The following is a 22,071-nucleotide window of genomic DNA, read 5'->3' on the forward strand; positions in this document are numbered from 1 at the left end:
GTTTTTATAAAAATTTTGTAAAAGATACGGTTACTACTGAAATTCTTTAGCGGTTATGCCTATATTGGGGAAAGCTAACACAAATTATACGGCATGAATACTGAACTATTTATCTCAACCGCATTGCTGTAAGTTACCAATTAGCTGGTTAATTCAGTGGGTTTGCGGTTGCAAGAAAAACAGTTTTTATGCCTTTTTTCTGTTTTGTTTAAGTGTTTCAACTACCCAGTTAAATTCATGACTCTAATATCAGAACGTCAGATAATTTTGTTTAAACCCCAAGGACGCATAGACTTACAGGGTGGTATGGCTTTAAGCGAAAAGATGGCTGGAATTTTACCCCAGAAGAATCAACTCTGGGTGATCGATTTGGCTGAAGTTGATTTTATGGATAGTTCTGGGTTAGTTTCTTTGGTACAAGGATTGAAAGCTGCGCGTCAAAGTGGTTGTCGTCTGGTACTTTGCAACGTCCAAGCATCGGTGAGGTTAATTTTGGAACTCACCCAACTAGATTCGGTATTTGAAATTTTCCACTCTTACGATGACATTCATTGTATTGTCAATAAAAGCAGTCTAATGCTAGTGGGTTAAGTTATTAATCCCTACAGGAAATCAATGGTTAGGTCAAGCACTGGCTTTGCAGTTAGCTAGCCTTTACAAAGCTTTGGCTAGCTAAAGCAAGTGCATTGAAGAATAACCAAAGTTTATTCAAAGTAAATCTTAAGTCCCTTGTAAACCAAACTTCACAAGGTAAGTAGATAGTGGTATGGCTAAAGATAGCGGAAGATTGTAAATAAACTGATATAGAAGCCGACGCCCATTAGATCAATCTGGGGAAAAATTGGCGATCGCTTAGTTTGTAATGCAATTAATCTTGCGATCGTGTTTACCCTCCAAATTTTTCGGCTAGAGCCATTACTTCACCAAAGAGTATTTTTTTTGACTGTGAGTACCACTGATTACAAAAAATTATCACTTATAGTGACTCACAACTGCTGTGCCCTATGCTGACGTAGCCAGAACAAGTTTAAGCATTTTGCACTGTAGAAATATTACTTTCCTCAGATGCTGCCCGTTGGAAATTTGGCAAATCGACGCCGCTGTGAGAAGCTGTGCGGGTTTTCAGTGCCAAACGATAACTTACGCTTTGCAGTTCTGCTTGCAACTGGCGGTTTTCTCTTTGTAGCATTGCTACTTTCTCTCTAATTGGAGCCATACGCTCCTCAAACTTACGACGATAAATTTGCGGCAATTCCTGTACTACTTGCTCTAGCATCCGACTGCGATCGCTCAGTTCTTGCACTGACTGCCGCAATTGGTAAATTTCGGTATCCCGACTTGCTATTTGTTCTTGATAAAAAGCCACCTGTTGCTCCACGGCTTGCAGTTGTTCTCGCAAAGCTTGAAGCTCATTTTGATGGCGCTCAGATACTTCTGGCTGGGGTATAAAGTTAGTATTGCCCTTCACCAATCGGAAGAGTTCTTGAGACAGCTGTTGCACCAATTGATCGCGAAGCTGCAATTCTTGACGCAACTTCGACACTTCTGTAGATAGAGCTTGAATAGTGGAGGTATCAGTTTGGCTCACGGTGGCAACTAGCTCCAGTTAAGAATCTTTCCACTTTTGGGTATAAATGCGGTTGTACTGCTTTTGGCAAGTACTTCTAAGTACTTGTTAATTTAGCATTCTCGGAGAAATCGGCAAGTAGGAAAAAGAAATTTTTTTTACTTTTTTAAAGAATTAATTGTTAGCGGTTAGTAGATAGTGGTTAGTAGATAAAACAACTAGCCACTAACCACTAACTACTAACTACTAACCCAGATTATGCTGCTTCTGTAGTAGATTTTGGTTGTTGCACTTCTTGATTGATTGTCAGATAGCGAATTACTTCTTCGCTCAAACGCATAGCGCGTTCTAAGACAGCAATCATTTTTCCAGGTCCAGTGTAATTCATCTGGATATAAATGCCATCCCGGTGCTTTTTAATTTCATAAGCCAAACGACGCTTACCGCGATTCTGAATTTGGATATTTTCAGCACCTTGTTCCCGAAGCAAGTTCTCGTATTTAGAAATTGCTTGTTCTACCTGCTCGTCTCCCAAGTCAGGACGCAGGATGTACATTGTTTCATAACCTGTCTGCACGGTTCCAATCTCCTTATGGACAATATGGCTGCTGATTTTGACCGGTAATTGCTGTGATTTTTCATACAATGACCTATCAACATCGAAAGCAACAAGGACTTATAATCTTACCAGTTTTCAATTTTAATGCTTGGCCAAATCTACCAAATTAGTCATTAGTCTCTAGACTATTAACGGACACTGAAAGACAATTTGACCAGAAACAGAGGATATTCATCAAGGCTATGGCACAGCGCTATGTGCGAGTTCAGAATTTAGAAGGGCAAATTTATTATGGGTTGTTACAACTATCCCTAAAAGTGCAACTACTGGATGCACCGCCCTGGTTACAAGGTCAACCTACAGATATGATTTTAGAATCAGATCATTATCAAATATTAGCTCCCTGCGCACCCTCGAAAATTATAGCAGTGGGGAAAAATTATGCAGAGCATGCGGCGGAAATGGAAACTGAAGTACCTCCTGAACCGCTAATTTTTATGAAGCCACCTACATCTGTGATTGCTTCGCTTGAGGAAATTCAGTATCCGCATCAGTCACAACGAGTAGACTATGAAGGAGAATTGGCATTAGTAATTGGCGATCGCGCTGCTGATTGCACACCAGAAGAAGCCCAAATGAAAATTTGGGGTTACACAATCGCCAATGATGTGACTGCGCGAGACTTACAACGAAAAGATGGTCAATGGACGCGAGCCAAAAGTTTTGATACTTTTTGTCCCCTTGGCCCGTGGATTGTCCGCGAATTAAGTCCAGGAGCAAGACTACAGACATTCTTAAATGAAAGCACCACTCCTGTGCAATCTGCCAGTATTGACCAAATGGTGTTTTCTCCGGATTTTCTTGTGTCTTACATCAGTAAAGTGATGACACTGTTGCCGGGTGATGTGGTGCTAACGGGTACGCCTTTTGGGGTGGGGCCGTTAAAAATAGGCGATCGCGTCCGTGTCGAAATAGAAGGCATTGGTCGCCTGGAAAACACAGTGGTAGCTCGTGATTAGCTAGCGCGGCAGTTGCGTGTATACTGCATTAGAAATTGCGGGAATTTCTGCGTAACGCCCCAACAAAGACTGAATGACAGAATAAACAACCGCTATCACTATGCCTAGAAAGATAGTGGTTGCTACTGTTTGCAATGCAAAACTCAAACCAGGAAGTGCGACAAGTCGTAACAGAATGCTACACAGATACACAATAATGTTTAACAATAGCGCCTGCAAGGTATTAAAACGAATAAAATGATTAATTTTTTCGTTTCTTACCACCAACAAAAACAAAGCAAAGAAAATAATCAATTCGCCATAAGGTCCTAAGATACTGTAAATGACAAGTATGGGTTCAAGTGGTAAAAACAATATTCTTAGTGCTGGGAACTGTTGGAATAAAGAGAAGCCGAATCCCAGTGCGCCAATCAAAGGCAATAAATAAGGCAAGCAGGCAAAAATTCTGTCTTGAACCGTCGTAGACCCGCGCCAAGCCATACCGCGTTCTCCTGTCGTTAAAATTCAATAGTCACATGACCCTAGAATAACGCAGTTAAGTTCTTTATTATTTTTGTTAGTAGTTGGTGGTTAGTAGTTGGTAGTTGGTGGTTGGTCTTTGCTTTTTCCGACACGCTTTACTCCGCTACCCTATGGGAAGTCGCTGTGCGCTGAGAGTGCAGGGTACAAAAAACAACACACAACACACAACAAACAGATTACACTCATTCAATGTTAACAATACGGAAACCCATCATACACTCATACTGGTCTGGCTGCTTTTCGGTGATTTTACTGATGATATGACCGCAGCGCAATTGACCTTGACGCCATCGCGGTTGACCGCTACTATCGGCGAGCAAACAAGATTGGCAAACTTGCTGAGGGGCAAGGATTTGATCTTCAATCAAAATTACTAGCATCCAATCCCTCCTGTAAATCCTCAAAGTTCCCTATATTTTCCCTTGAACTGTTATTTTGGATATATATTCTGAGTGAGATTAGGAGAAAGCCAAAGAGCAACTTTCCATCTTTAATTGGAAAGGTGTGGTTGATAGCAACTCAAGAAGAATTATCTAAGTTGATTTTACTTTAATTGTACGTTGAATATCTAAATCTGTAGTAAAAAACAATACATAAATTTACGATCGCCAATTGCAATCGGTAATGGAATGGGGAATGGGGAATTGGGCATTGGGAATCGGGTATTGGGAATCGGGCCGAAGTGAATTGGGATTTAACGTTATCTTTGCCCTATGCTCCATGCTCTTTGCCCCTTCCAGCATAGCTGTCTTCTTCCAACAAACAACTCATTAAATTAACAATCCTCGATATGAAAGCAAGCGTCAAACCGAATTTTTATGCTCAAAACCGATGGTTGGCTTTGAGCATATACCGAGAGCTTTTATGATTATTAATGCACTGTTCAACATGTGTCTAATAATTAAGAAGTGAGTTGCGTCTTTAGTTATTTGTCATTGCTCATTGGTTATTAGTTAGTGCTTGGTTGGAAAAACTAACAAACAACAAGCAACAAACAATCAGCAAAAGACAAAGGACAATTACCAACGGTTGTGCAAATTTCTATAAGGATAACGAAAGTGTCTGTGACTAATTCAGATTTTCTTGCCTCCGCCGATCCTACTGTTGCGGGGTTAATAAACCAAGAACTACAGCGTCAACGTGACCACTTGGAGTTGATTGCTAGTGAAAACTTTACCTCTGCAGCTGTATTAGCTGCACAGGGTTCAGTGCTTACCAATAAATATGCTGAGGGCTTGCCTGGTAAGCGTTACTATGGTGGTTGTGAATTCATAGACCAAATTGAGCAGGTAGCTATAGACCGTGCCAAGCAACTGTTTGGTGCTGCTCATGCAAATGTGCAACCCCATTCTGGTGCACAAGCTAATTTTGCTGTGTTTTTGAGCCTCTTGGAGCCAGGGGACACAATCATGGGGATGGATTTGTCTCACGGCGGACACCTGACCCACGGTTCACCAGTGAATGTGTCAGGAAAGTGGTTTAAAGTTGTTCATTACGGTGTCAGTCGGGAAACAGAACAACTAGACTACGACCAAGTTCGGGAGCAGGCGCTAAGGGAGCGTCCTAAGCTGCTGATTTGTGGCTATTCTGCCTATCCTCGCGTGATTGATTTTGAAAAATTCCGCAGTATTGCTGATGAAGTAGGAGCATACTTACTGGCAGACATTGCCCACATCGCCGGTTTAGTAGCAAGCGGTTTGCACCCCAACCCTATTTCCTCTTGTGATGTAGTAACAACTACTACTCATAAAACCCTACGTGGGCCTAGGGGTGGTTTAATCATGACCCGTGACCCAGAATTGGGTAAAAAACTCGATAAAGCAGTTTTCCCTGGCACTCAAGGTGGGCCCTTAGAACATGTCATTGCTGCTAAAGCAGTGGCTTTTGGAGAAGCCCTTAAGCCAGAATTTAAAACCTATTCTGCCCAAGTCATTGAAAATGCTCGTGCCTTGGCCGCACAACTACAAAATCGCAGCTTTAAGCTAGTATCAAATGGGACAGATAATCATTTGATGCTCGTTGATTTACGTAGCATTGGCATGACAGGCAAACGAGCAGACCAGCTGCTGGGTGATGTGAATATTACCGCCAATAAAAACACAGTTCCCTTCGATCCAGAGTCGCCATTTGTGACTAGTGGTTTGAGATTGGGTTCTCCAGCTGTAACAACACGGGGTATGGGAGTAGCAGAATTTACAGAGATTGGTAATATTATTGCCGATCGCCTGTTGAATCCAGATTCTGAGAGTGTTGCCGAAGATTGCCGGCGACGGGTGGCAGCATTGTGCGATCGCTTCCCCTTGTACCCTCATCTGGTAATTCCCGTACCAGCTTTAGCATAAGGAACCGTTAGTAGTTAGTGGATAGTGGATAGTGGATAGTGGTTAGTAGTCAACATCCAAATCCAAATTACTGACTACAAACAACCACCAACCAACTACTAACTACTAACTACTAACAATCCCAATTCCCCAATTTCATGAGTGCAGAAATAATTTGTGTTGGTACTGAACTGCTGCTGGGAAACATCCTGAACAGCAACTCTCAATATTTGGCAATTCAGTTAGCGAAATTGGGTATACCTCATTACTATCAAACAGTGGTAGGAGATAACCCACAGAGACTAAAGCATGTTATGGAAATTGCTAGTCAAAGATCGGAAATATTAATTTTTACTGGCGGTCTTGGCCCTACACCAGATGACCTTACCTGCGAAAGTATCGCCGATTTTTTTGGCGTTCCTTTGGTAGAACGTCCCGAAATCATTGAGGATATTGCCCGCAAATATGCTCAACGCCGTCGGCAAATGACACCTAGCAATCGCAAGCAAGCTTTAATACCTCAAGGGGCAGAAATTTTACTTAACCCCACTGGCACGGCACCAGGTATTATCTGGCAACCTCATCCGGGGTTAACAATTTTTACTTTCCCTGGGGTGCCCAGTGAAATGCAGCGGATGTGGTCAGAAACAGCAGTACCTTATCTGCAAAGCCTCGGTTGGGGCAAGGAAATCATTTATAGTCGGATGTTAAAGTTTTGGGGCATTCCTGAATCTGCTTTAGCAGAAAAAGTTGCAGCTTATCTCTACTTGCCTAACCCAACAGTAGCACCCTATGCCAGTAAGGGGGAAGTTAAGTTACGAGTTTCGGCAAAAGCAACTTCTGAAGCTGAAGCGCAGGAATTGATTGCACCTGTAGAGAAACAACTCAAAGAAATTGCTGGGTTGGATTATTATGGTGCTGATGATGACACGCTTGCTTCCGTGGTAGGTCAGTTATTACGTGAGTTGGGAGAAACTCTTTCTGTGGCAGAATCTTGCACTGGCGGCGGACTAGGGCAGATGTTGACAGAAATTTCTGGTAGTTCTGATTACTTTTGGGGTGGAGTCATTTCCTATGACAACTCAGTGAAAGTAGGGCTTTTGGGGGTTAATCAGGAAGACTTGGCAGAATTTGGGGCCGTAAGTGCTACTGTAGCAGAGCAAATGGCCGCAGGAGTGCGATCGCGTCTTGGCACTAGTTGGGGACTGAGTATTACTGGTATTGCCGGGCCAACTGGGGGTACCGAAGCGAAGCCAGTGGGTTTGGTTTACATCGGTTTAGCAGCGCCAGATGACAAGGTGGAAAGTTTTGAATATCGCTTTGGTGCAGGTCGGAGTCGGTCTTTAGTTCGTCATCTTAGTGCCTGTACTGCTTTGGATAATCTGCGGCGGAAGTTACTGACAAGATCGCAGTAAATTTCTTGCAGAAGTGGGGTAAGGGGAAAAGGATGGGAAGATTCCTTTCTCATTTACCCTTTTACTCTTGCCTCTATTTTTATTAGAGATCTATTGATTACTACGAGCTATAGGAATCCGGTTTGATGATTGAAAAAACCTAAGTACCCGTAGGGTGTGCGATCGGCGAGAGTACGGCACCAAAAACATAGAATGGTGCGTTACGCTAAAGGCTAACGCAACGGCAATAAAGGGGGAGGAAAATCCACACCCCTTTTTGCCTCCCCTACGTATCTTTTCAAAAATCAAATACTAGTCCTATAGTACTTAATGGTTTTACAAAAGTTAATAAACTGTTTTGCGTAAAAGCCTGAGAAACATTTGATTATCTATATAGCAACTGATAAACAATAATTCACTCTGCAAGTATTTTTAGCAATTAGGGAGAAAAAATGCATCTTTCTTATCGTGGCACTCGTTATCAATCTCAGGCTAATCAATTACAAACTTCAGACAATAATAAAGAGGGTAATTACCGAGGAAATGCTTACAAAATTGCTAAGGCTATAGATGCTCAAGCTCAAAAATGCTCTCAACTAAAATATCGTGGAGTTAATTATAAAAATTGCGTAGGCTAAATTATCTTTTTTGAATTAATTGTCAGTCAAATATATATGTAGAGACGCATGCACCACAGATTTTTCTGTAGGATAATTTTGCGTCTCTATATGATTTATGTGTTTTTTTCTGAAATATATTTGGTAATTGTAGCTTAATAACTCCTCAAAATTATAGAAACGCTTGATTATTTGAACTATTGCGATTGCCCTCTGTAGTATATATAGTCGCTGCATAACTTTAAAAATCAACGTAAATACCCTTATGACTGTTATCGTCTTTGGCAGCATCAATATAGATTTAGTAGCAACTGCACCCCGATTACCACTTCCTGGAGAAACGCTGCTAGGACATCATTTTTTTAAAGCAGCAGGCGGTAAAGGTGCAAATCAAGCGGTAGCATTGGCAAAATTGGGAATTCCTACTCAGATAGTGGGACGTGTAGGCGCACAGGGTTTTGGCACAGAACTTATAAATAGTTTGCAAGCTGCTGGTGTGCAAACTGAAAATGTATTCATGGATGAAACAATTAGTTCTGGCGTTGCGATTATTACTGTTTATGATGCAGGCGAAAATCAAATTATTGTTATTCCTGGTGCAAACGGACGTGTCAATCAAGAAGATGTAACAAGAGTGTCGCGTTTGCTATCGGGAAGCTCAGCACTACTGTTACAATTTGAAATTCCTATGTTTGCAGTAGTTGCAGCTGCACAAGTAGCAACAGAAGCAGGAGTAACCGTAATTCTCGATCCCGCACCCGCACAATCTGATGTACCAGATGAACTTTACCCCTTGGTTGATATTATTACTCCCAATGAAGTAGAAGCAGGACAACTAGTAGGTTTTCCTGTCTCTGGACAAGAGTCGGCGAAAAAGGCAGCTGCACAACTGTTAAAAAAGGGTGTGAAAAATGCGATCGTGAAATTAGGCGCACAAGGTGTAGTTTGTGCCACCTCTGATGAAACTTTCTTTGTGCCTGCGTTTCCAGTGCAGGCGGTAGATACTACCGCTGCTGGAGATGCGTTTAATGGTGGTTTAGCCGCTGCACTATCCCAAGGACTTTCTTTGCATCAAGCAGTGGTATGGGGTGCAGCAGCAGGTGCATTAGCTGCGACTAAACCAGGTGCACAACCTTCGCTTCCAGATAGGTTGGCGTTTGATGCCTTTCTTAAAGAAAAGAGAGTTGTTAGTGGTTAGTGGTTAGTTGGAAGAAGACAGCTATGCTGGAAGGGGCAAGGGGCATCGGAAAAACAAGAGGGGGAAGGGGAAAAGGGGGAAAGGTGAAAGGTTAATAAATTCCTTTACCCTTTACCCTTTAACCTTTACCCAATGCCCAATTTCCAATGCCCAATGCCCAATGCCTAATTTCCCATTTCCCAAATTACTTACCAATATCCTCATTCCACAATTCGGGGTTTTCCTCAATAAACTCACTCATCATTTTTTCGCATTCCTTAAGGTTTAAATCAATTACTTCCACACCGTGGGATACCATAAACTCTTTAGCACCGGAAAAGGTTCTAGATTCTCCGGCTATGACTTTTTTAATACCAAATTGCACTACTGCCCCAGCACATAAATAGCACGGCATTAGGGTTGAATAGAGTGTTGTACCTCTGTAGCTGCCAATTCTACCAGCATTGCGAAGGCAATCAATTTCGGCGTGGGTGACAGGATCGCCGTCTTGGACGCGCTTATTGTGTCCTCTGCCGAGAATTTTACCATCCTTGACAAGAACAGAACCAATGGGAATTCCACCTTCTTGTCTACCTTGTTGTGCTTCCTCTATGGCAGCTTGCATAAATACATCCATTTGTTAAATCTCCTCTGAGTAGCTGAATAGAGGGATCATATCGTTTTAACAGAATTTAACCTGTTCTAAACGGGAATACTTTTTTAATACGATGTATCCCTAAAAAAGACTCTACTTTATATTTTGGATACTACGTTATTGGCAAGAGCTAAAAACTTGCCTTGGAATACTTCCGCCAATTCCAAGCTTTATAACGGCGGGGATTAAACAGATTTATAGCGTCGGTAGATGTCTCCACAGTTTCTACATTCTTGTGAGGCTTTATTATGATTAAACGTGTAATATTCTCTTGTTCACTCATATTTAGTACTATTTTCTTGAGTTTGACTCCAGCCTTTGCCCAACCCGTAACTGAAACTAATTGCGAAAAGATAGGAAATTGCGCATCACAATGTGCTACAAGAGAATGCTTACTACAAAAAAAACTACGACAAGTAACTCAACCAGCAATAATTCCACCAAGAAACCCATCAACAAGTCCACCACCAGAAGCATGTCCGCAGCCGAAACCAAAAGATATTGGTTGCACGGTCGATAAACCTTGTATCAAATATCTTTGTGTAAATGGACAGTGGGAAGCTATCGATAAATAATTAGTGACAAGTTAAGGAAAAGCAGGATTTAACAGTTGCTCCCATCAAGGGATGATTCTTCTGGGGTGGGTATCCTACCCGCCCAGATAATTCCAGAAACAGACCAGACACCAATACCATTTGGCAGATCGTACACATCGAGAAATTGGCGATCGCAGTTGGCAATGCTAAATTTGAGACTGCTGGAAGTTGCTGAGGTTGGGCTTCCGTGACTTTTCACCAACAAAGGTGGTTTTTCACTTACAGGGGCAGTATAATCACGGTTTTTATCATCGAGAGTCCAGCGTACAAGCATACTTCTAACTTGCTCTGACGGTCACAATTCAATCCAGTAAATGACTTCGCCATCGAAACTAACTTTTCCCAATCCGATGGTATGCGAAGTAATCAAATTTGTGGTAATAGGCGATCGCCAAGACCCATAAGATTTTACCTGTGTTTTCATGATGCTCCTTACCTAAGTAAATTTAAACCCAAAAATAGAGCAGCAACGCTACCTGCTACAGAAATTTCTCCTTGGATAATTTTGTCCAAAACTGATTCCACTGGAACTAAGACTATTTCAATTTCTTCTGTAATATCTAGCATTTGATCGCCAGATTTTATAACATTTTCCGCGAAAAATAAATGTATTTTGTTGGTATCTTTGACTGGATTATCATGTAACGTTGCTAGTTTCTTCACTACTTTGGCAACATAACCAGTCTCTTCTTGAATTTCCCTTTTTACCGCTTCTTCGGCGGTTTCTTCCGTTGGATCAAAACTACCGCCAGGTAGTTCCAACAAAATTTCATTTACCCCATGTCTGTATTGACGAACGAAAATAATTTCTTTATTGCTAGTAACAGGTAAAATTAAAACTATTTCTGGTCTAACATTGACAAAAAAATCATCTATAATTGTGCCATTGGGTAATTTTACTTGACTTGCCGTACCTTGCACCAGCGGTTATCTAGAACCATTCTTGATTGCAAAAGCTGCCATTTTTCTATTTTTTTTATGGACAAATTTACTCCTTGCACAAGTCAAAAAAATCATCAGTAATATTAATGTTTGTTAAAAAGTATAACAAAGCAGAATATAAACAAAAAGTTGGACTTAAACTAATCTTTGCTTTAGCCCAATCCTAAATGTAATTATGCAAATTGAGGTGGAAATCTTTACGGTAAACAAGCGGTTTCCCCTGACTATTAGTCGTGGCACAACTGCACAGACAAAGAATGTATGGGTGAAGATTTTCCATGATGGCATCGAAGGCTGGGGAGAAGCATCGCCGTTTAGTGTAGGTAATCATCCGCAGTCAACGGCAATAATCAAAGATTTTTTGGAACAAATTACGCCTACTTTACAGGTATTCAACCCGTTGCAGCGGCAGCAAATAGAGCAATTTTTAATCACAGCAAAAATTCCTTCCGCAGTTAGGGCAGCATTAGATATGGCACTGCACGACTGGTTGGGAAAGCGCGTCGGTTTACCGCTGTGGCAAATATGGGGGCTGGATAGAAATCTGATAGTACCAACTTCGGTGACTATTGGCATTAATTCACCAGAAGGGGCAAGGGCAAGGGTGCGGAATTGGTTGCAATTTGTCGATGTGCGTGTTTTCAAGGTGAAATTGGGTAGCCCGGATGGTATTGATGCCGATCGCCAAATGTTAATGGCAGTGCGACAAGAAGCACCCACGCAAGAATTGTGCGTTGATGCCAATGGGGGTTGGAGTTTAGAGGACGCCATCCAAATGTGTAGTTGGCTGGCTGATTTGGGTATAAAGTATGTAGAACAGCCGTTGTCACAAGGTCAGGAGAAAAGCTTGGCAGAATTAAAAGCGCGATCGCCCCTACCCATTTTTGTTGATGAAAGTTGTTTCACTAGCGCTGATATTCCTCGATTGGCAAATTTTGTCGATGGTATTAATATCAAGCTAATGAAATCAGGGGGGTTAAGCGAGGCAATGCGGATGGTACATACAGCCCGTGCTAATGGGTTGCAAGTCATGTTCGGTTGCTATTCTGACAGTACGCTTCTCAATACGGCTGCGGCACAATTAGCGCCATTAGCTGATTATTTAGATTTAGACAGTCACCTCAATTTAATTGACGACCCCTTTATCGGGGCATTTGTGCAAGAGGGAAGAGTTTTGCCAAACGATTTACCAGGCTTGGGGGTACAACGCAGTGCGTCTGCCGCTTAATCAAAGGGTAGCTATTTTATTGCATGAGGGAATAAAGGGAACTCGTGGTAAAACTGGGTTATCACTCTTACGTTACAGTGAAGCCCCAATCGTAGTAGTAATTGATCGCGAGTGCCCAGGAGAATCTTTATCGGCATTAACGGGTATTCAGCGTGATGTACCAATAGTCGCATCAACTACAGCAGCGCTGGAGTACAAACCACAAGTATTAGTAATTGGCATTGCCCCCCTAGGTGGTGTTGTGCCAGATGATTATTGGCATGATATCAAGGATGCCCTCGCTGCGGGAATGTCGTTAGTCAATGGTTTGCACGCACCATTATCAACTCTGCCAGATTTAAAGGCACTTCTGAAACCAGGACAATTGATTTGGGATGTGCGGAAAGAACCGCCTAACTTAGGCATTGCTATTGGTATTGCCCGTACCCTCCCCTGTCGGCGAGTGTTAACTGTGGGAACCGATATGGCAGTTGGCAAAATGTCAACTAGCTTAGAGTTACATTGGGCATCACGACTGCGGGGCTGGCGTTCTAAGTTCTTAGCAACAGGGCAAACTGGCATAATGTTAGAGGGGGATGGTGTGCCATTGGATGCCGTGCGTGTGGACTTTGCCGCTGGTGCAGTGGAACAGATGGTGATGCGCTATGGCAAAAACTACGACATTCTCCATATAGAAGGACAAGGTTCGTTACTACACCCAAGTTCCACAGCAACACTGCCCTTGATACGCGGTTCCCAACCAACGCAGATGATACTGGTACATCGGGCAGGGCAAACTGAAGTAGTCAATGGTGTGCTAATTCCGCCCTTACCAGATGTGATCGAGCTTTATGAAACTGTTGCCAGTGCTGCTGGTGCTTTTGGACATGTACCTATCGCAGCGATCGCACTGAACACCCGTCATTTAAACGAAGCGGAAGCAAAAAAAGCGATCGCTCAAACTGAAACAGAAACTGGGTTGGCTTGTACCGATCCGGTGCGCTTTGGTGCTGGCAGATTGTTAGACGCAGTGATGCAGAATTGAGCTATCCAATACCAATTATTGTGCTTAACTAATTTTGATTCACGTTTGCCGAATCAAGAACTGCTTGCAAGCGACTTCTAAATTCTCCTTTCGGGTGCCCCCCTTTTACTTCACCCAAAATCTGGAATTCTCCTTCTGGTGAATTACAGATAATGTAAGTGGGCCATCCCATTTGTGATTTATCTGGATATTGTGTCAAAAGAATCTGACGATACTTGCGGTATGTTGCTGTATCCTGCATTTTCACATCAATAAATTGCAAACCTAATTCCTCAGTCACTTTTTGGTCATAGAATGACATTTTGTGGCAGATACCGCAGTCTTCACTAGAGAATTTAATTACAGCTAAAGGCATGTGGCTTTGCAACTCTCTGAATGTTGATACAGATCACTAGCATTACATGGGATATTATGCTAGCACATTAAATACAAAATAAAGAGAAAAAATAGAATTTTTAGTAAAAATCGCAGATAACCTTTATTTATCCTCATTTTCAGACGTTACAAAACACTCAGGGAAGCCAATAACTGAAATATTGACACTTCTAAAAAACGATAATATAAATTAATTGACGATTGTAACGAGTTTTAATTGTTTACATTACACTCAAAGGACATAAAGCCAAAATTTTCTATCGAGATGTGTATTGAAACCAATTGAGAACCGTGATAAAAACAACTTGGTTATCAGGGTAAAGCGGGAAAAGCTGTACAGATACAACAGGAGTAACATTAAGGACAAATTGCCAATTTGCCAGATAGTTAGTATTAGATATGCCAATATGGCTCATTTTTATCGAAATTTAGGTTAAAAATAATTTAATGAGAGTCTCAAAATGAACTTCTGCTTATCCCTTACTCTTAATTTTCAATGCTAGTTACCACAACGGCTATAACAGGCGCAAGGCTATTTAATACCGATGGGAGACTGGCGATTTCCCCTTTACCCTTCCTTAGCTTCTACTTTATGTGGTCTTAAATTAATCTCTGTACCATTGATCAATTTTCGTAAAGGTGGGTTATGATCTGGTTTTCTACAAAAAAATCCCCTCGTAGCCGACAGCTAGTAAGGGGAGTCTGTTATCAGGGTGCATCTACCATTTCTATGTTCTCAGACAAATCAGTATGTTCCGGATAAATTTGCAAAAAGATTTTGGATGTTTGTTTGTTTTTGTACAAAAAAATCCCCTCGTAGCCGGCAGCTATTAAGGGGAGTCTGTTATCAGGGTGCATCTACCATTTCTATGTTCTCAGACAAATCAGTATGTTCCGGATAAATTTGCAGAAAGATTTTGGATGTTTGTTTGTTTTTGTACAAAAAAAATCCCCTCGTAGCCGACAGCTAGTAAGGGGAGTCTGTTATCAGGGTGCATCTACCATTTCTATGTTCTCAGACAAATCAGTATGTTCCGGATAAATTTGCAAAAAGATTTTGGATGTTTGTTTCTGTACAAAAAAATCCCCTCGTAGCCGGCAGCTATTAAGGGGAGTCTGTTATCAGGGTGCATCTACCATTTCCATGTTTCAATATAAATCAGTATGTTCCGGATAAATTTGCGAGAATGGGGATAAATTATGAAAATAATAAAAAAATCCCTCAGCAGCAAATCATCAACAAGGGGAGTAAGTTATCTGATTACATCTACCAGTCCTGTGTTTTAGAATAAACCAGCACATGCCGGATAGACTTTTCCAAAAGTCGCGATGAGAAGTATTTTCCCACTCTAGGGGAAATAGCCCATAGACATGCAGCAACTGCACTGAACAGTAGAGTTCTGCAATGTAGTAGGAAGCTTCAGTTTTCGCCATTTCGGTGCTGGCTGTTGGGTATTGGGTACTGGGTATTGGGTACTGGGTATTGGGTATTGGGTACTGGGTATTGGGTATTGGGGATTGGATACTAGGTTCCTAATCTCTATTCCCCAGTCCCTAATCCCTAGTCACCAGTTCCTAGTTCTCAGTCCCCTTTAATCAAGCAGTTACGATCAAAGTAATCAAAATAAAAAAACCTAGTGGTTAGCAGCCAACAAGGGAAGTAATTTATCAGGGTACATCTACCAAATTAAGTCTTCTGAGTGTAATCATTATTCTCAGGAGAAATTTTGGTGAATAGGAGCTATTTTTTTGGTAAAAATAGAAAAAACCCCCAGTGGATACTAGCCAAGCCAGGGATCTGAATATCATGGTGCATTTACCAATAAGAATGTTCTAGAAAAGCCAAGATAATCCGGATTAAAGTGGTAGATGTCGCTTGGCGGCAAAACAGCTCAAATCAGAAACATCTGAGTTGCAAGATGCATCTAAATGTATCAGAAGAAGCGAAACATCGACTTGAAACTTTCGCGTTTCAAACCGGATATAGGAAACAGGAGAAATTGTGACCCAGGAATTTCACATTTCCGTAACCCCAGTAGGGCAAAATGACTACTTGGTGCGGACGGAACAAGTCGCGCCTGGGGTGCCATTGGCAGAAGAACTGGTGACTTGGCCCGTAGCTGATTGGTTGACGGCTGCTGGACATTTAATGAATGACCCGTTGAAGTTAGTGTTGCAGGGGGATGCGATCGCGCGAAACTCTGTGAACTTGGTAGCTTTAGGTCAGCAATTTTATAACGCGCTGTTTCAAGGCACTCTCAGAGATAGTTGGATGACTGCCCAAGGTATTGCTCAAAATCGCCAACAGGTACTACGCCTGCGTTTGGGATTGAAAGATACCAGGTTGGCACGTTTACCTTGGGAAGTAATGCATGCAGGTGATCGCCCAGTTGCGACAGGACCTTATATTGCTTTTTCTCGCTACCAAAGTGGAATTGGGGGGACATCTCGTCTACCATCAGCAATGTCGATGCCGTTGGAAGAAGATGGGATTAAAGTGTTGATGGTGATCGCTTCCCCCACCGATCAAGTTCGTCTGCATCTACTTGCAGAAGAAGCTGAAAAACTGCGAGATTTGCTAAACATTCAGTCACCACACGGTACTGGAATTGAACTCTCCGTACTAGAACAACCAGGACGGGAGGAATTAACGCAAGCCCTAGAACAGGGAAGATATCACGTTCTCCACTACTCTGGTCATAGTAATGTCGGGCCGAATGGCGGCGAAATTTATCTGGTCAGTAGCAGAACCGGTTTGACCGAAACCCTGACTGGTGACGATTTAGCAGGCTTGCTTGTCAATAATAATATCCAAATGGCTGTGTTTAACTCCTGCTTGGGAGCATACGCAGCAACCTCTGACGAAAACGAGGAGACGGGCGAACGTAACTTAACAGAAAGCTTGGTGAAGCGGGGCATCAGAAGCGTTTTGGCTATGTCAGAACGCATTCCCGATCAAGTCGCACTAACACTGACACAATTTTTTTACCACAACCTTTCCCAGGGATACCCTGTGGATATGTGTGTTAGTCGGGTACGCCAGGGATTAATTACTACCTATGGTTCGCACCAGATGTACTGGGCGCTACCAATATTATATCTACACCCCGAGTTTGACGGTTTTCTCAACCCAGGAGTTTATCTACCCGAAAGTACACAGCCATACAGCGAGTATAATTCAACTTTAACTACAACACCAGCAAGATATCCAGCGACAGCAGATGATACCAACATGCCTTTACCCATCGACGATATGATGGCTTCGGGTATGACGCAGGTTTCTTCTGAGTCAGACTGGTTGGGTGAAGATACTTGGGGCGATTTGGTAGATGAAATAGAGTACGATGACCCAAGCTATGCAGAAGATTCTGCATTCGTTTCGGATCTGTTTAGCCAGCTAGGTAGCCCAAAAGTTCCCAACGAGCAAACTTCAATGACTGCGGAACTAGTAAATCAAGATAGAGAGGATAATCTTCACAATACAGAAGATATGGTTTCGCTGTGGAGTCAATTTCCACCAGATGCAGAGAGCAAGCAAATTGGGCCAGCACAAGATGAACTAGCCGTTGATGATAGTTTTGGCATAGACTGGCAAAGTACTTTACCTTCATCAACTGAAATTACTCTATCTCGAAAAGCGGCTTCCAAACGACGCGCTAGACGACAGTTTTGGTCTAAAGTTAGCGTTGTCGGATTTAGTACAATCGCAGTGGTTGTCGGTTTGAATTGGTGGTGGCAAAATCAAAGAGTGTCAAGACGATCTGATATACCAGTAGTTTCTACCGAGTCTCCACCCGGGCAAAACACTCCACAAATCAATCTAAAAACCGATGCAACCGGAATTATCACTGCCTACGCTAGCGAAAAATTGAGCAGTGGTGAATTGCAAAATGGGCTGTTAGCAGTAGAAGAACTTCTTAATCGTAATGCTCTTCCTAATGCTAAGGTGGCCCTGGATTTTGTTCTCCAGCAGCATTTGAGCGATCCGCTTGTAAACTTTTTGAAAGGGCGGTTAGCGTGGCAAGCTGTCCAAACAGGGGACAAAACATTTAGCATCGATGATGCTCGTCGTTACTGGGAAAATGCCGCAAAAGCCAAACCAGATTCGCTTTTATATTCTAATGCTTTAGGTTTTGCTTATTATGTAGAAGGTAATCTCAATCGCGCTAACGATTCTTGGTTCAAGGCTTTGAATTCAGCGGTCAGACAGCATAATCTATCTGCCAATTCCGCAGGATTACCGAAACCCAAGGAAGTAACCCAAGATACTTTAACAGCTTATGCAGGCTTAGCGATCGGGCTATATAAATCTTCACATCATCAACCAAATGCTAAACGAGAGCAATATTTAAATGAAGCAATTAAGTTGCGGCAAATGGTAATAAAAGACGATCCAGTCAATTTTCAAATGGATCAATTGGCTAATAATTGGCTATGGCCAGAGGAGGCAATTAAAGATTGGAAATCTCTTCTCCAAGTAAATAGAGAAGTAAATTAAAAGTTACAAATATTTTGGTTATGCTTGACGTTGGGTTTTTATTAGTGGCAAGACTCTCTGTAGGCGATCGCTTTTAATTCTTGACCACACTTGATATGCAATTTTTCTCAAATTTTGTGAGGCGGGCATTTTGCCCGTCTAGTAATCAATATTTAAACTGAACTTCCCCCCAATAAAAGTTTAGCTATTGACCTGAGCGACTTTCAACGTTTTTTGAATCGCTGTTACTGGGTACAATTGTCAAAGGGGCGTATGCGTTGTGAACTTGAGGCGTTGAGCCCCGATTTTTAGCTTACCCTAATTGTACCAATAGTTCCAGGGCTTACATGGGTACACTAATATTTGCGTTAAACGCCAAATCGATTCCGGGGCAAGGGTTTAAGGGCTGTTTAGTACATTTGCACGGGGGGAAGTTGAGTTTAAACTTTAGCCGCAGCAGGTGTTGGAAGATTAACTTTCAAGCGCTTCAACATTACTTCCCGTGCTTGCATTGCCAAAGTCTCATTTATAGGTGACAGCGTAATCGGCTGTTGATACTTTAACCGTAACGCTGTTTGAATTAACCAATCTGCAACGAAAGGATTTTTTGGTAATAGGGGACCGTGGGAATAGGTAGCAATGGCATTTTGATAAAATGCTCCTTCCGTGCCATCTTCACCATTATTGCCCAGACCATACACCACGCGTCCCAGTGCTTCTACTTTTCCTAGCTTTGTGCGTCCGCCGTGATTTTCAAATCCAATTAAATAAGGTGTAGCACCATTAAGCATCTCTTTGAGATCCTGCACCAGACGAGTAGCTGTGACTTCTACAACCAAGTTACCAATACAGCGCCGAACATTTTCCCCTGGATGCACTGATACCATATCTAATATGCCCAAACCTTGAATGCGCTGCCCAACCCCTGGTTCATAATAGTGTCCCAAAAGTTGTGGTGAACCACAGGTAAACACTCCAGGTGTACCATTTTCTATTTTTTCGCGCATTGCTTCGGCTTTTGCACCTTGCAAATCACGCATAACAATTTCTTGCTGACGGTCTTGTGCACCACCTCCGACTATTAAATCTACTGATTTAATATCATCTGCTGTAGCGTTTTGATCTAGGGGCAGTACGTTAACATAGTATCTCCGCCACTGACAACGACGTTCTAGAACGATGACATTACCACGGTCTCCATAAGTACTCATCAGTGTCGGATACAACCAACCTACTATTAATTCAAATTGTTGATTACTCATAAATGCCCAGCCAAGAATAGGAATGAAGGACTAGAGAAGAGAATAGCATCGACTTCGGTAGATGGTATTTGTTTATTTTCAAATCGTCCTATTCAGATGCTGTATGCTTTATGCCAGGATAGTTTGAAAAAGGTTAGTTGAGTGGGTTATCCCTGTTTAAGATGTAAGTTAAATAACAGCATTTTGCTTGGAATTTGTGTGCATTTGTGATAAAAACAATGTTTTTGAACCACCAAGACACGAAGAGAGAAACTCTCTGGTTTACTTTTGACCTTGACTTTTTACAACGCGATCGCTTACGTTCATTCATATTTAAGTGGGCAGGAGGAGAATCGAACTCCTATGGGCGTAAGCCCGCCACATTTTGAGTGTGGTGCGTCTACCAGTTTCGCCACCCGCCCTCGGATAGCAACTTTGCTATTATACCCTATTTTTTAATTTTGCAACCAGTTTTGCGAATTTTTTAAATTTTATTCCGGTAGTAGTCAACCAAGAAAACTATGACAGGCTCAAAGAAGGCTACAACCATTGGAATTTAGCTCTGGCATCTTTGGCAGCAAAACGCCAATTAATTTTAGCTTTATGCTGATTACGTTGTTTTTCCCAAGCCTTAATTTCTCGACGTAAAGTCTCTATATCAGGAATGCGACGTTCTAAACATTGACGAGAGAGAACAGAAATTTCAATTTGAGACTAATTCTCTCAATTTACTAAAATTTATAGAAATGCTTTTAGTAGTTGTAACCCTAAGTTGCATTGACAAATAACTCATAGCGTCTGGTGCGTTCGCATCTCTTGTGCTTGCTTTACTAGAGATCAACAAACACAAGAGCAAAGTAGTGGAATCGGCATCAAGAAGTACGGTTAGCAACCCAAGGCAGAGCGGCAAAATGGCAAAACAACCTAACAAAAGACCTGTTATATTAAATAAGCGTCAAAGCGATGGCACTTATAACCAACAAAAAACAATAGGTTGAAAGCTAAAAAGCAGAGAAGCAATCCTGCTTGATCTCCAACAAGGCGATCGCTACTGGATTAAAAGCAAGGGAAAAAAGAAAAAAATTTTCTCTAACCCCTTGACAATCCAAAATAAGTTAGCTAACCTAGATAAAGTGTCGAGCAAAAGCGAGACGCCCGAACCAAGAAAAATCAATAGTTTGAAAGCCAAAAGCAAAACCGATCCTCGTCAAAAAAATTAGGTCTTGGACAGAGAACCAAGACGTATAAGAAGAATAAATAGAGGATTCCGAAAGGAATTTTCGGAGCCGCAAACTCAAAAAGAACAAAACGGAGAGTTTGATCCTGGCTCAGGATGAACGCTGGCGGTATGCTTAACACATGCAAGTCGAACGGACTTCTTCGGAAGTTAGTGGCGGACGGGTGAGTAACGCGTGAGAATCTGGCTCTAGGTTCGGGACAACATTGGGAAACCGATGCTAATACCGGATGTGCCTATGGGTGAAAGATTAATTGCCTNNAGATGAGCTCGCGTCTGATTNGCTAGTAGGTGGGGTAAGAGCCCACCTAGGCGACGATCAGTAGCTGGTCTGAGAGGATGATCAGCCACACTGGAACTGAGACACGGTCCAGACTCCTACGGGAGGCAGCAGTGGGGAATTTTCCGCAATGGGCGAAAGCCTGACGGAGCAATACCGCGTGAGGGAGGAAGGCTCTTGGGTTGTAAACCTCTTTTCTCAAGGAAGAAATTTGACGGTACTTGAGGAATCAGCATCGGCTAACTCCGTGCCAGCAGCCGCGGTAATACGGAGGATGCAAGCGTTATCCGGAATGATTGGGCGTAAAGCGTCCGTAGGTGGCTGTGTAAGTCTATTGTCAAAGCGTCATGCTTAACATGATAAGGGCGGTAGAAACTACACAGCTAGAGTGCATTCGGGGCAGAGGGAATTCCTGGTGTAGCGGTGAAATGCGTAGAGATCAGGAAGAACACCGGTGGCGAAAGCGCTCTGCTAGGCTGCAACTGACACTGAGGGACGAAAGCTAGGGGAGCGAATGGGATTAGATACCCCAGTAGTCCTAGCTGTAAACGATGGATACTAGGCGTTGCTTGTATCGACCCAAGCAGTGCCGTAGCTAACGCGTTAAGTATCCCGCCTGGGGAGTACGCACGCAAGTGTGAAACTCAAAGGAATTGACNGGGGCCCGCACAAGCGGTGGAGTATGTGGTTTAATTCGATGCAACGCGAAGAACCTTACCAGGGCTTGACATGTCCGGAACCTTGCCGAAAGGTGAGGGTGCCTTCGGGAGCCGGAACACAGGTGGTGCATGGCTGTCGTCAGCTCGTGTCGTGAGATGTTGGGTTAAGTCCCGCAACGAG

18 protein-coding genes, 1 tRNA gene, 2 pseudogenes and 1 other annotated feature are annotated in these 22,071 nt (G+C 42.5%); of the genes and pseudogenes, 9 read left to right on the top strand and 12 right to left on the bottom strand.

Features of this window, described 5'->3' with window-relative positions:
- Positions 1–237: 237 nt before the first annotated feature.
- Positions 238–591 carry an STAS domain-containing protein gene (locus FIS9605_RS0134955; RefSeq protein ID WP_026736618.1) on the top strand — a complete coding sequence of 118 codons (354 nt, stop codon included), beginning with the start codon at positions 238–240 and terminating at the stop codon, positions 589–591.
- A 436-nt stretch (positions 592–1,027) separates the two neighbouring features.
- Here the strand turns inward: FIS9605_RS0134955 and FIS9605_RS0134960 are convergent, their stop codons facing one another.
- Positions 1,028–1,588 (bottom strand): Npun_F5560 family protein, encoded by a 561-nt coding sequence (locus FIS9605_RS0134960; protein ID WP_026736619.1) that lies wholly within the window; start codon positions 1,586–1,588, stop codon positions 1,028–1,030.
- 235 nt (positions 1,589–1,823) lie between these two features.
- Positions 1,824–2,144: a 30S ribosomal protein S6 gene (gene rpsF, locus FIS9605_RS0134965; RefSeq protein WP_026736620.1), complete on the bottom strand. Its 321-nt coding sequence runs from the start codon at positions 2,142–2,144 to the stop codon at positions 1,824–1,826.
- A 224-nt stretch (positions 2,145–2,368) separates the two neighbouring features.
- On the opposite strand from rpsF, the gene FIS9605_RS0134970 reads away from it, so the two are divergent.
- Positions 2,369–3,145, top strand: a complete 777-nt coding sequence (locus FIS9605_RS0134970; RefSeq protein ID WP_026736621.1) for a fumarylacetoacetate hydrolase family protein — start codon at positions 2,369–2,371, stop codon at positions 3,143–3,145.
- On the opposite strand, the gene FIS9605_RS0134975 is transcribed toward FIS9605_RS0134970, so the two are convergent.
- Both FIS9605_RS0134975 and FIS9605_RS0134980 read right to left on the bottom strand, forming a co-directional pair.
- Positions 3,146–3,625: a Tic20 family protein gene (locus FIS9605_RS0134975; RefSeq protein ID WP_026736622.1), complete on the bottom strand. Its 480-nt coding sequence runs from the start codon at positions 3,623–3,625 to the stop codon at positions 3,146–3,148.
- A gap of 224 nt (positions 3,626–3,849) precedes the next feature.
- On the bottom strand, positions 3,850–4,047 hold the full coding sequence (locus tag FIS9605_RS0134980) for a hypothetical protein (RefSeq protein WP_026736623.1): 198 nt from the start codon (positions 4,045–4,047) through the stop codon (positions 3,850–3,852).
- Between the two features lie 678 nt (positions 4,048–4,725).
- Between FIS9605_RS0134980 and glyA the strand changes: the two genes are divergently transcribed.
- The 4 genes from glyA to rbsK all read left to right on the top strand — a co-directional run bounded on the left by glyA (position 4,726) and on the right by rbsK (position 9,197).
- Entirely contained in the window at positions 4,726–6,009 is a 1,284-nt protein-coding gene (gene glyA / locus FIS9605_RS0134985) for a serine hydroxymethyltransferase (protein WP_026736624.1), read from the top strand.
- Between the two features lie 137 nt (positions 6,010–6,146).
- Positions 6,147–7,403: a competence/damage-inducible protein A gene (locus FIS9605_RS0134990; protein WP_026736625.1), complete on the top strand. Its 1,257-nt coding sequence runs from the start codon at positions 6,147–6,149 to the stop codon at positions 7,401–7,403.
- A gap of 431 nt (positions 7,404–7,834) precedes the next feature.
- Entirely contained in the window at positions 7,835–8,020 is a 186-nt protein-coding gene (locus FIS9605_RS0134995; protein WP_026736626.1) for a DUF4278 domain-containing protein, read from the top strand.
- A 244-nt stretch (positions 8,021–8,264) separates the two neighbouring features.
- A complete protein-coding gene (gene rbsK, locus FIS9605_RS0135000) occupies positions 8,265–9,197 on the top strand; it encodes a ribokinase (protein ID WP_026736627.1) in 933 nt (310 codons plus the stop codon).
- A 184-nt stretch (positions 9,198–9,381) separates the two neighbouring features.
- On the opposite strand, the gene FIS9605_RS0135010 is transcribed toward rbsK, so the two are convergent.
- From FIS9605_RS0135010 to FIS9605_RS39565, 4 genes and pseudogenes are all read right to left on the bottom strand, one after another.
- The gene (locus FIS9605_RS0135010) at positions 9,382–9,813 is read right to left on the bottom strand and encodes a nucleoside deaminase (protein WP_026736628.1); all 432 of its coding nucleotides are present in this window, start codon (positions 9,811–9,813) and stop codon (positions 9,382–9,384) included.
- A gap of 621 nt (positions 9,814–10,434) precedes the next feature.
- Entirely contained in the window at positions 10,435–10,701 is a 267-nt protein-coding gene (locus FIS9605_RS0135015; protein WP_026736629.1) for a hypothetical protein, read from the bottom strand.
- Positions 10,702–10,722: 21 nt separating this feature from the next.
- A complete protein-coding gene (locus FIS9605_RS46390; RefSeq protein ID WP_269321132.1) occupies positions 10,723–10,851 on the bottom strand; it encodes a hypothetical protein in 129 nt (42 codons plus the stop codon).
- An 8-nt stretch (positions 10,852–10,859) separates the two neighbouring features.
- Positions 10,860–11,407, bottom strand: a pseudogene (locus FIS9605_RS39565) (NUDIX hydrolase).
- A 137-nt stretch (positions 11,408–11,544) separates the two neighbouring features.
- Between FIS9605_RS39565 and FIS9605_RS0135030 the strand changes: the two are divergent.
- Positions 11,545–12,597 carry a dipeptide epimerase gene (locus tag FIS9605_RS0135030; protein ID WP_026736630.1) on the top strand — a complete coding sequence of 351 codons (1,053 nt, stop codon included), beginning with the start codon at positions 11,545–11,547 and terminating at the stop codon, positions 12,595–12,597.
- Positions 12,581–13,621: a DUF1611 domain-containing protein gene (locus tag FIS9605_RS0135035; RefSeq protein ID WP_026736631.1), complete on the top strand. Its 1,041-nt coding sequence runs from the start codon at positions 12,581–12,583 to the stop codon at positions 13,619–13,621. The genes FIS9605_RS0135030 and FIS9605_RS0135035 overlap by 17 nt, the downstream gene beginning before the upstream one ends.
- 28 nt (positions 13,622–13,649) lie before the next feature.
- Here FIS9605_RS0135035 and FIS9605_RS0135040 read toward each other — a convergent pair whose 3' ends face one another.
- A complete protein-coding gene (locus FIS9605_RS0135040; RefSeq protein WP_026736632.1) occupies positions 13,650–13,976 on the bottom strand; it encodes a hypothetical protein in 327 nt (108 codons plus the stop codon).
- 2,022 nt (positions 13,977–15,998) lie between these two features.
- On the opposite strand from FIS9605_RS0135040, the gene hetF reads away from it, so the two are divergent.
- Positions 15,999–18,494 carry a cell division protein HetF gene (gene hetF, locus FIS9605_RS0135050; RefSeq protein WP_026736633.1) on the top strand — a complete coding sequence of 832 codons (2,496 nt, stop codon included), beginning with the start codon at positions 15,999–16,001 and terminating at the stop codon, positions 18,492–18,494.
- 419 nt (positions 18,495–18,913) lie between these two features.
- Here hetF and FIS9605_RS0135055 read toward each other — a convergent pair whose 3' ends face one another.
- The 3 genes and pseudogenes from FIS9605_RS0135055 to FIS9605_RS45910 form a co-directional block, all read right to left on the bottom strand.
- Complete coding sequence (locus FIS9605_RS0135055) at positions 18,914–19,735, bottom strand: type 1 glutamine amidotransferase (RefSeq protein WP_026736634.1); 822 nt, start codon at positions 19,733–19,735, stop codon at positions 18,914–18,916.
- A gap of 317 nt (positions 19,736–20,052) precedes the next feature.
- Positions 20,053–20,136 (bottom strand) — tRNA-Leu (locus tag FIS9605_RS0135060).
- Between the two features lie 118 nt (positions 20,137–20,254).
- A pseudogene (locus FIS9605_RS45910) lies at positions 20,255–20,425 on the bottom strand (IS630 family transposase); the annotation flags it as partial.
- 602 nt (positions 20,426–21,027) lie between these two features.
- Positions 21,028–21,848: a sequence feature (16S ribosomal RNA rRNA prediction is too short), on the top strand.
- Positions 21,849–22,071 lie beyond the last annotated feature (223 nt).

The organism is Fischerella sp. PCC 9605 (genome assembly GCF_000517105.1).
Classification (GTDB): Bacteria; Cyanobacteriota; Cyanobacteriia; order Cyanobacteriales; family Nostocaceae; genus PCC9605.

Excerpts from the sequence above, each read along its gene's own strand:
- FIS9605_RS0134955 (WP_026736618.1), top strand. The coding sequence starts at position 238 with ATGACTCTAATATCAGAACGTCAGATAATTTTGTTTAAACCCCAAGGA.
- FIS9605_RS0134970 (WP_026736621.1), top strand. The coding sequence starts at position 2,369 with ATGGCACAGCGCTATGTGCGAGTTCAGAATTTAGAAGGGCAAATTTAT.
- FIS9605_RS0134975 (WP_026736622.1), bottom strand. The coding sequence starts at position 3,625 with ATGGCTTGGCGCGGGTCTACGACGGTTCAAGACAGAATTTTTGCCTGC.
- FIS9605_RS0134980 (WP_026736623.1), bottom strand. The coding sequence starts at position 4,047 with ATGCTAGTAATTTTGATTGAAGATCAAATCCTTGCCCCTCAGCAAGTT.
- FIS9605_RS0134990 (WP_026736625.1), top strand. The coding sequence starts at position 6,147 with ATGAGTGCAGAAATAATTTGTGTTGGTACTGAACTGCTGCTGGGAAAC.
- FIS9605_RS0134995 (WP_026736626.1), top strand. The coding sequence starts at position 7,835 with ATGCATCTTTCTTATCGTGGCACTCGTTATCAATCTCAGGCTAATCAA.
- rbsK (WP_026736627.1), top strand. The coding sequence starts at position 8,265 with ATGACTGTTATCGTCTTTGGCAGCATCAATATAGATTTAGTAGCAACT.
- FIS9605_RS0135010 (WP_026736628.1), bottom strand. The coding sequence starts at position 9,813 with ATGGATGTATTTATGCAAGCTGCCATAGAGGAAGCACAACAAGGTAGA.
- FIS9605_RS0135015 (WP_026736629.1), bottom strand. The coding sequence starts at position 10,701 with ATGCTTGTACGCTGGACTCTCGATGATAAAAACCGTGATTATACTGCC.
- FIS9605_RS46390 (WP_269321132.1), bottom strand. The coding sequence starts at position 10,851 with ATGAAAACACAGGTAAAATCTTATGGGTCTTGGCGATCGCCTATTACC.
- FIS9605_RS0135030 (WP_026736630.1), top strand. The coding sequence starts at position 11,545 with ATGCAAATTGAGGTGGAAATCTTTACGGTAAACAAGCGGTTTCCCCTG.
- FIS9605_RS0135040 (WP_026736632.1), bottom strand. The coding sequence starts at position 13,976 with ATGCCTTTAGCTGTAATTAAATTCTCTAGTGAAGACTGCGGTATCTGC.
- FIS9605_RS0135055 (WP_026736634.1), bottom strand. The coding sequence starts at position 19,735 with ATGAGTAATCAACAATTTGAATTAATAGTAGGTTGGTTGTATCCGACA.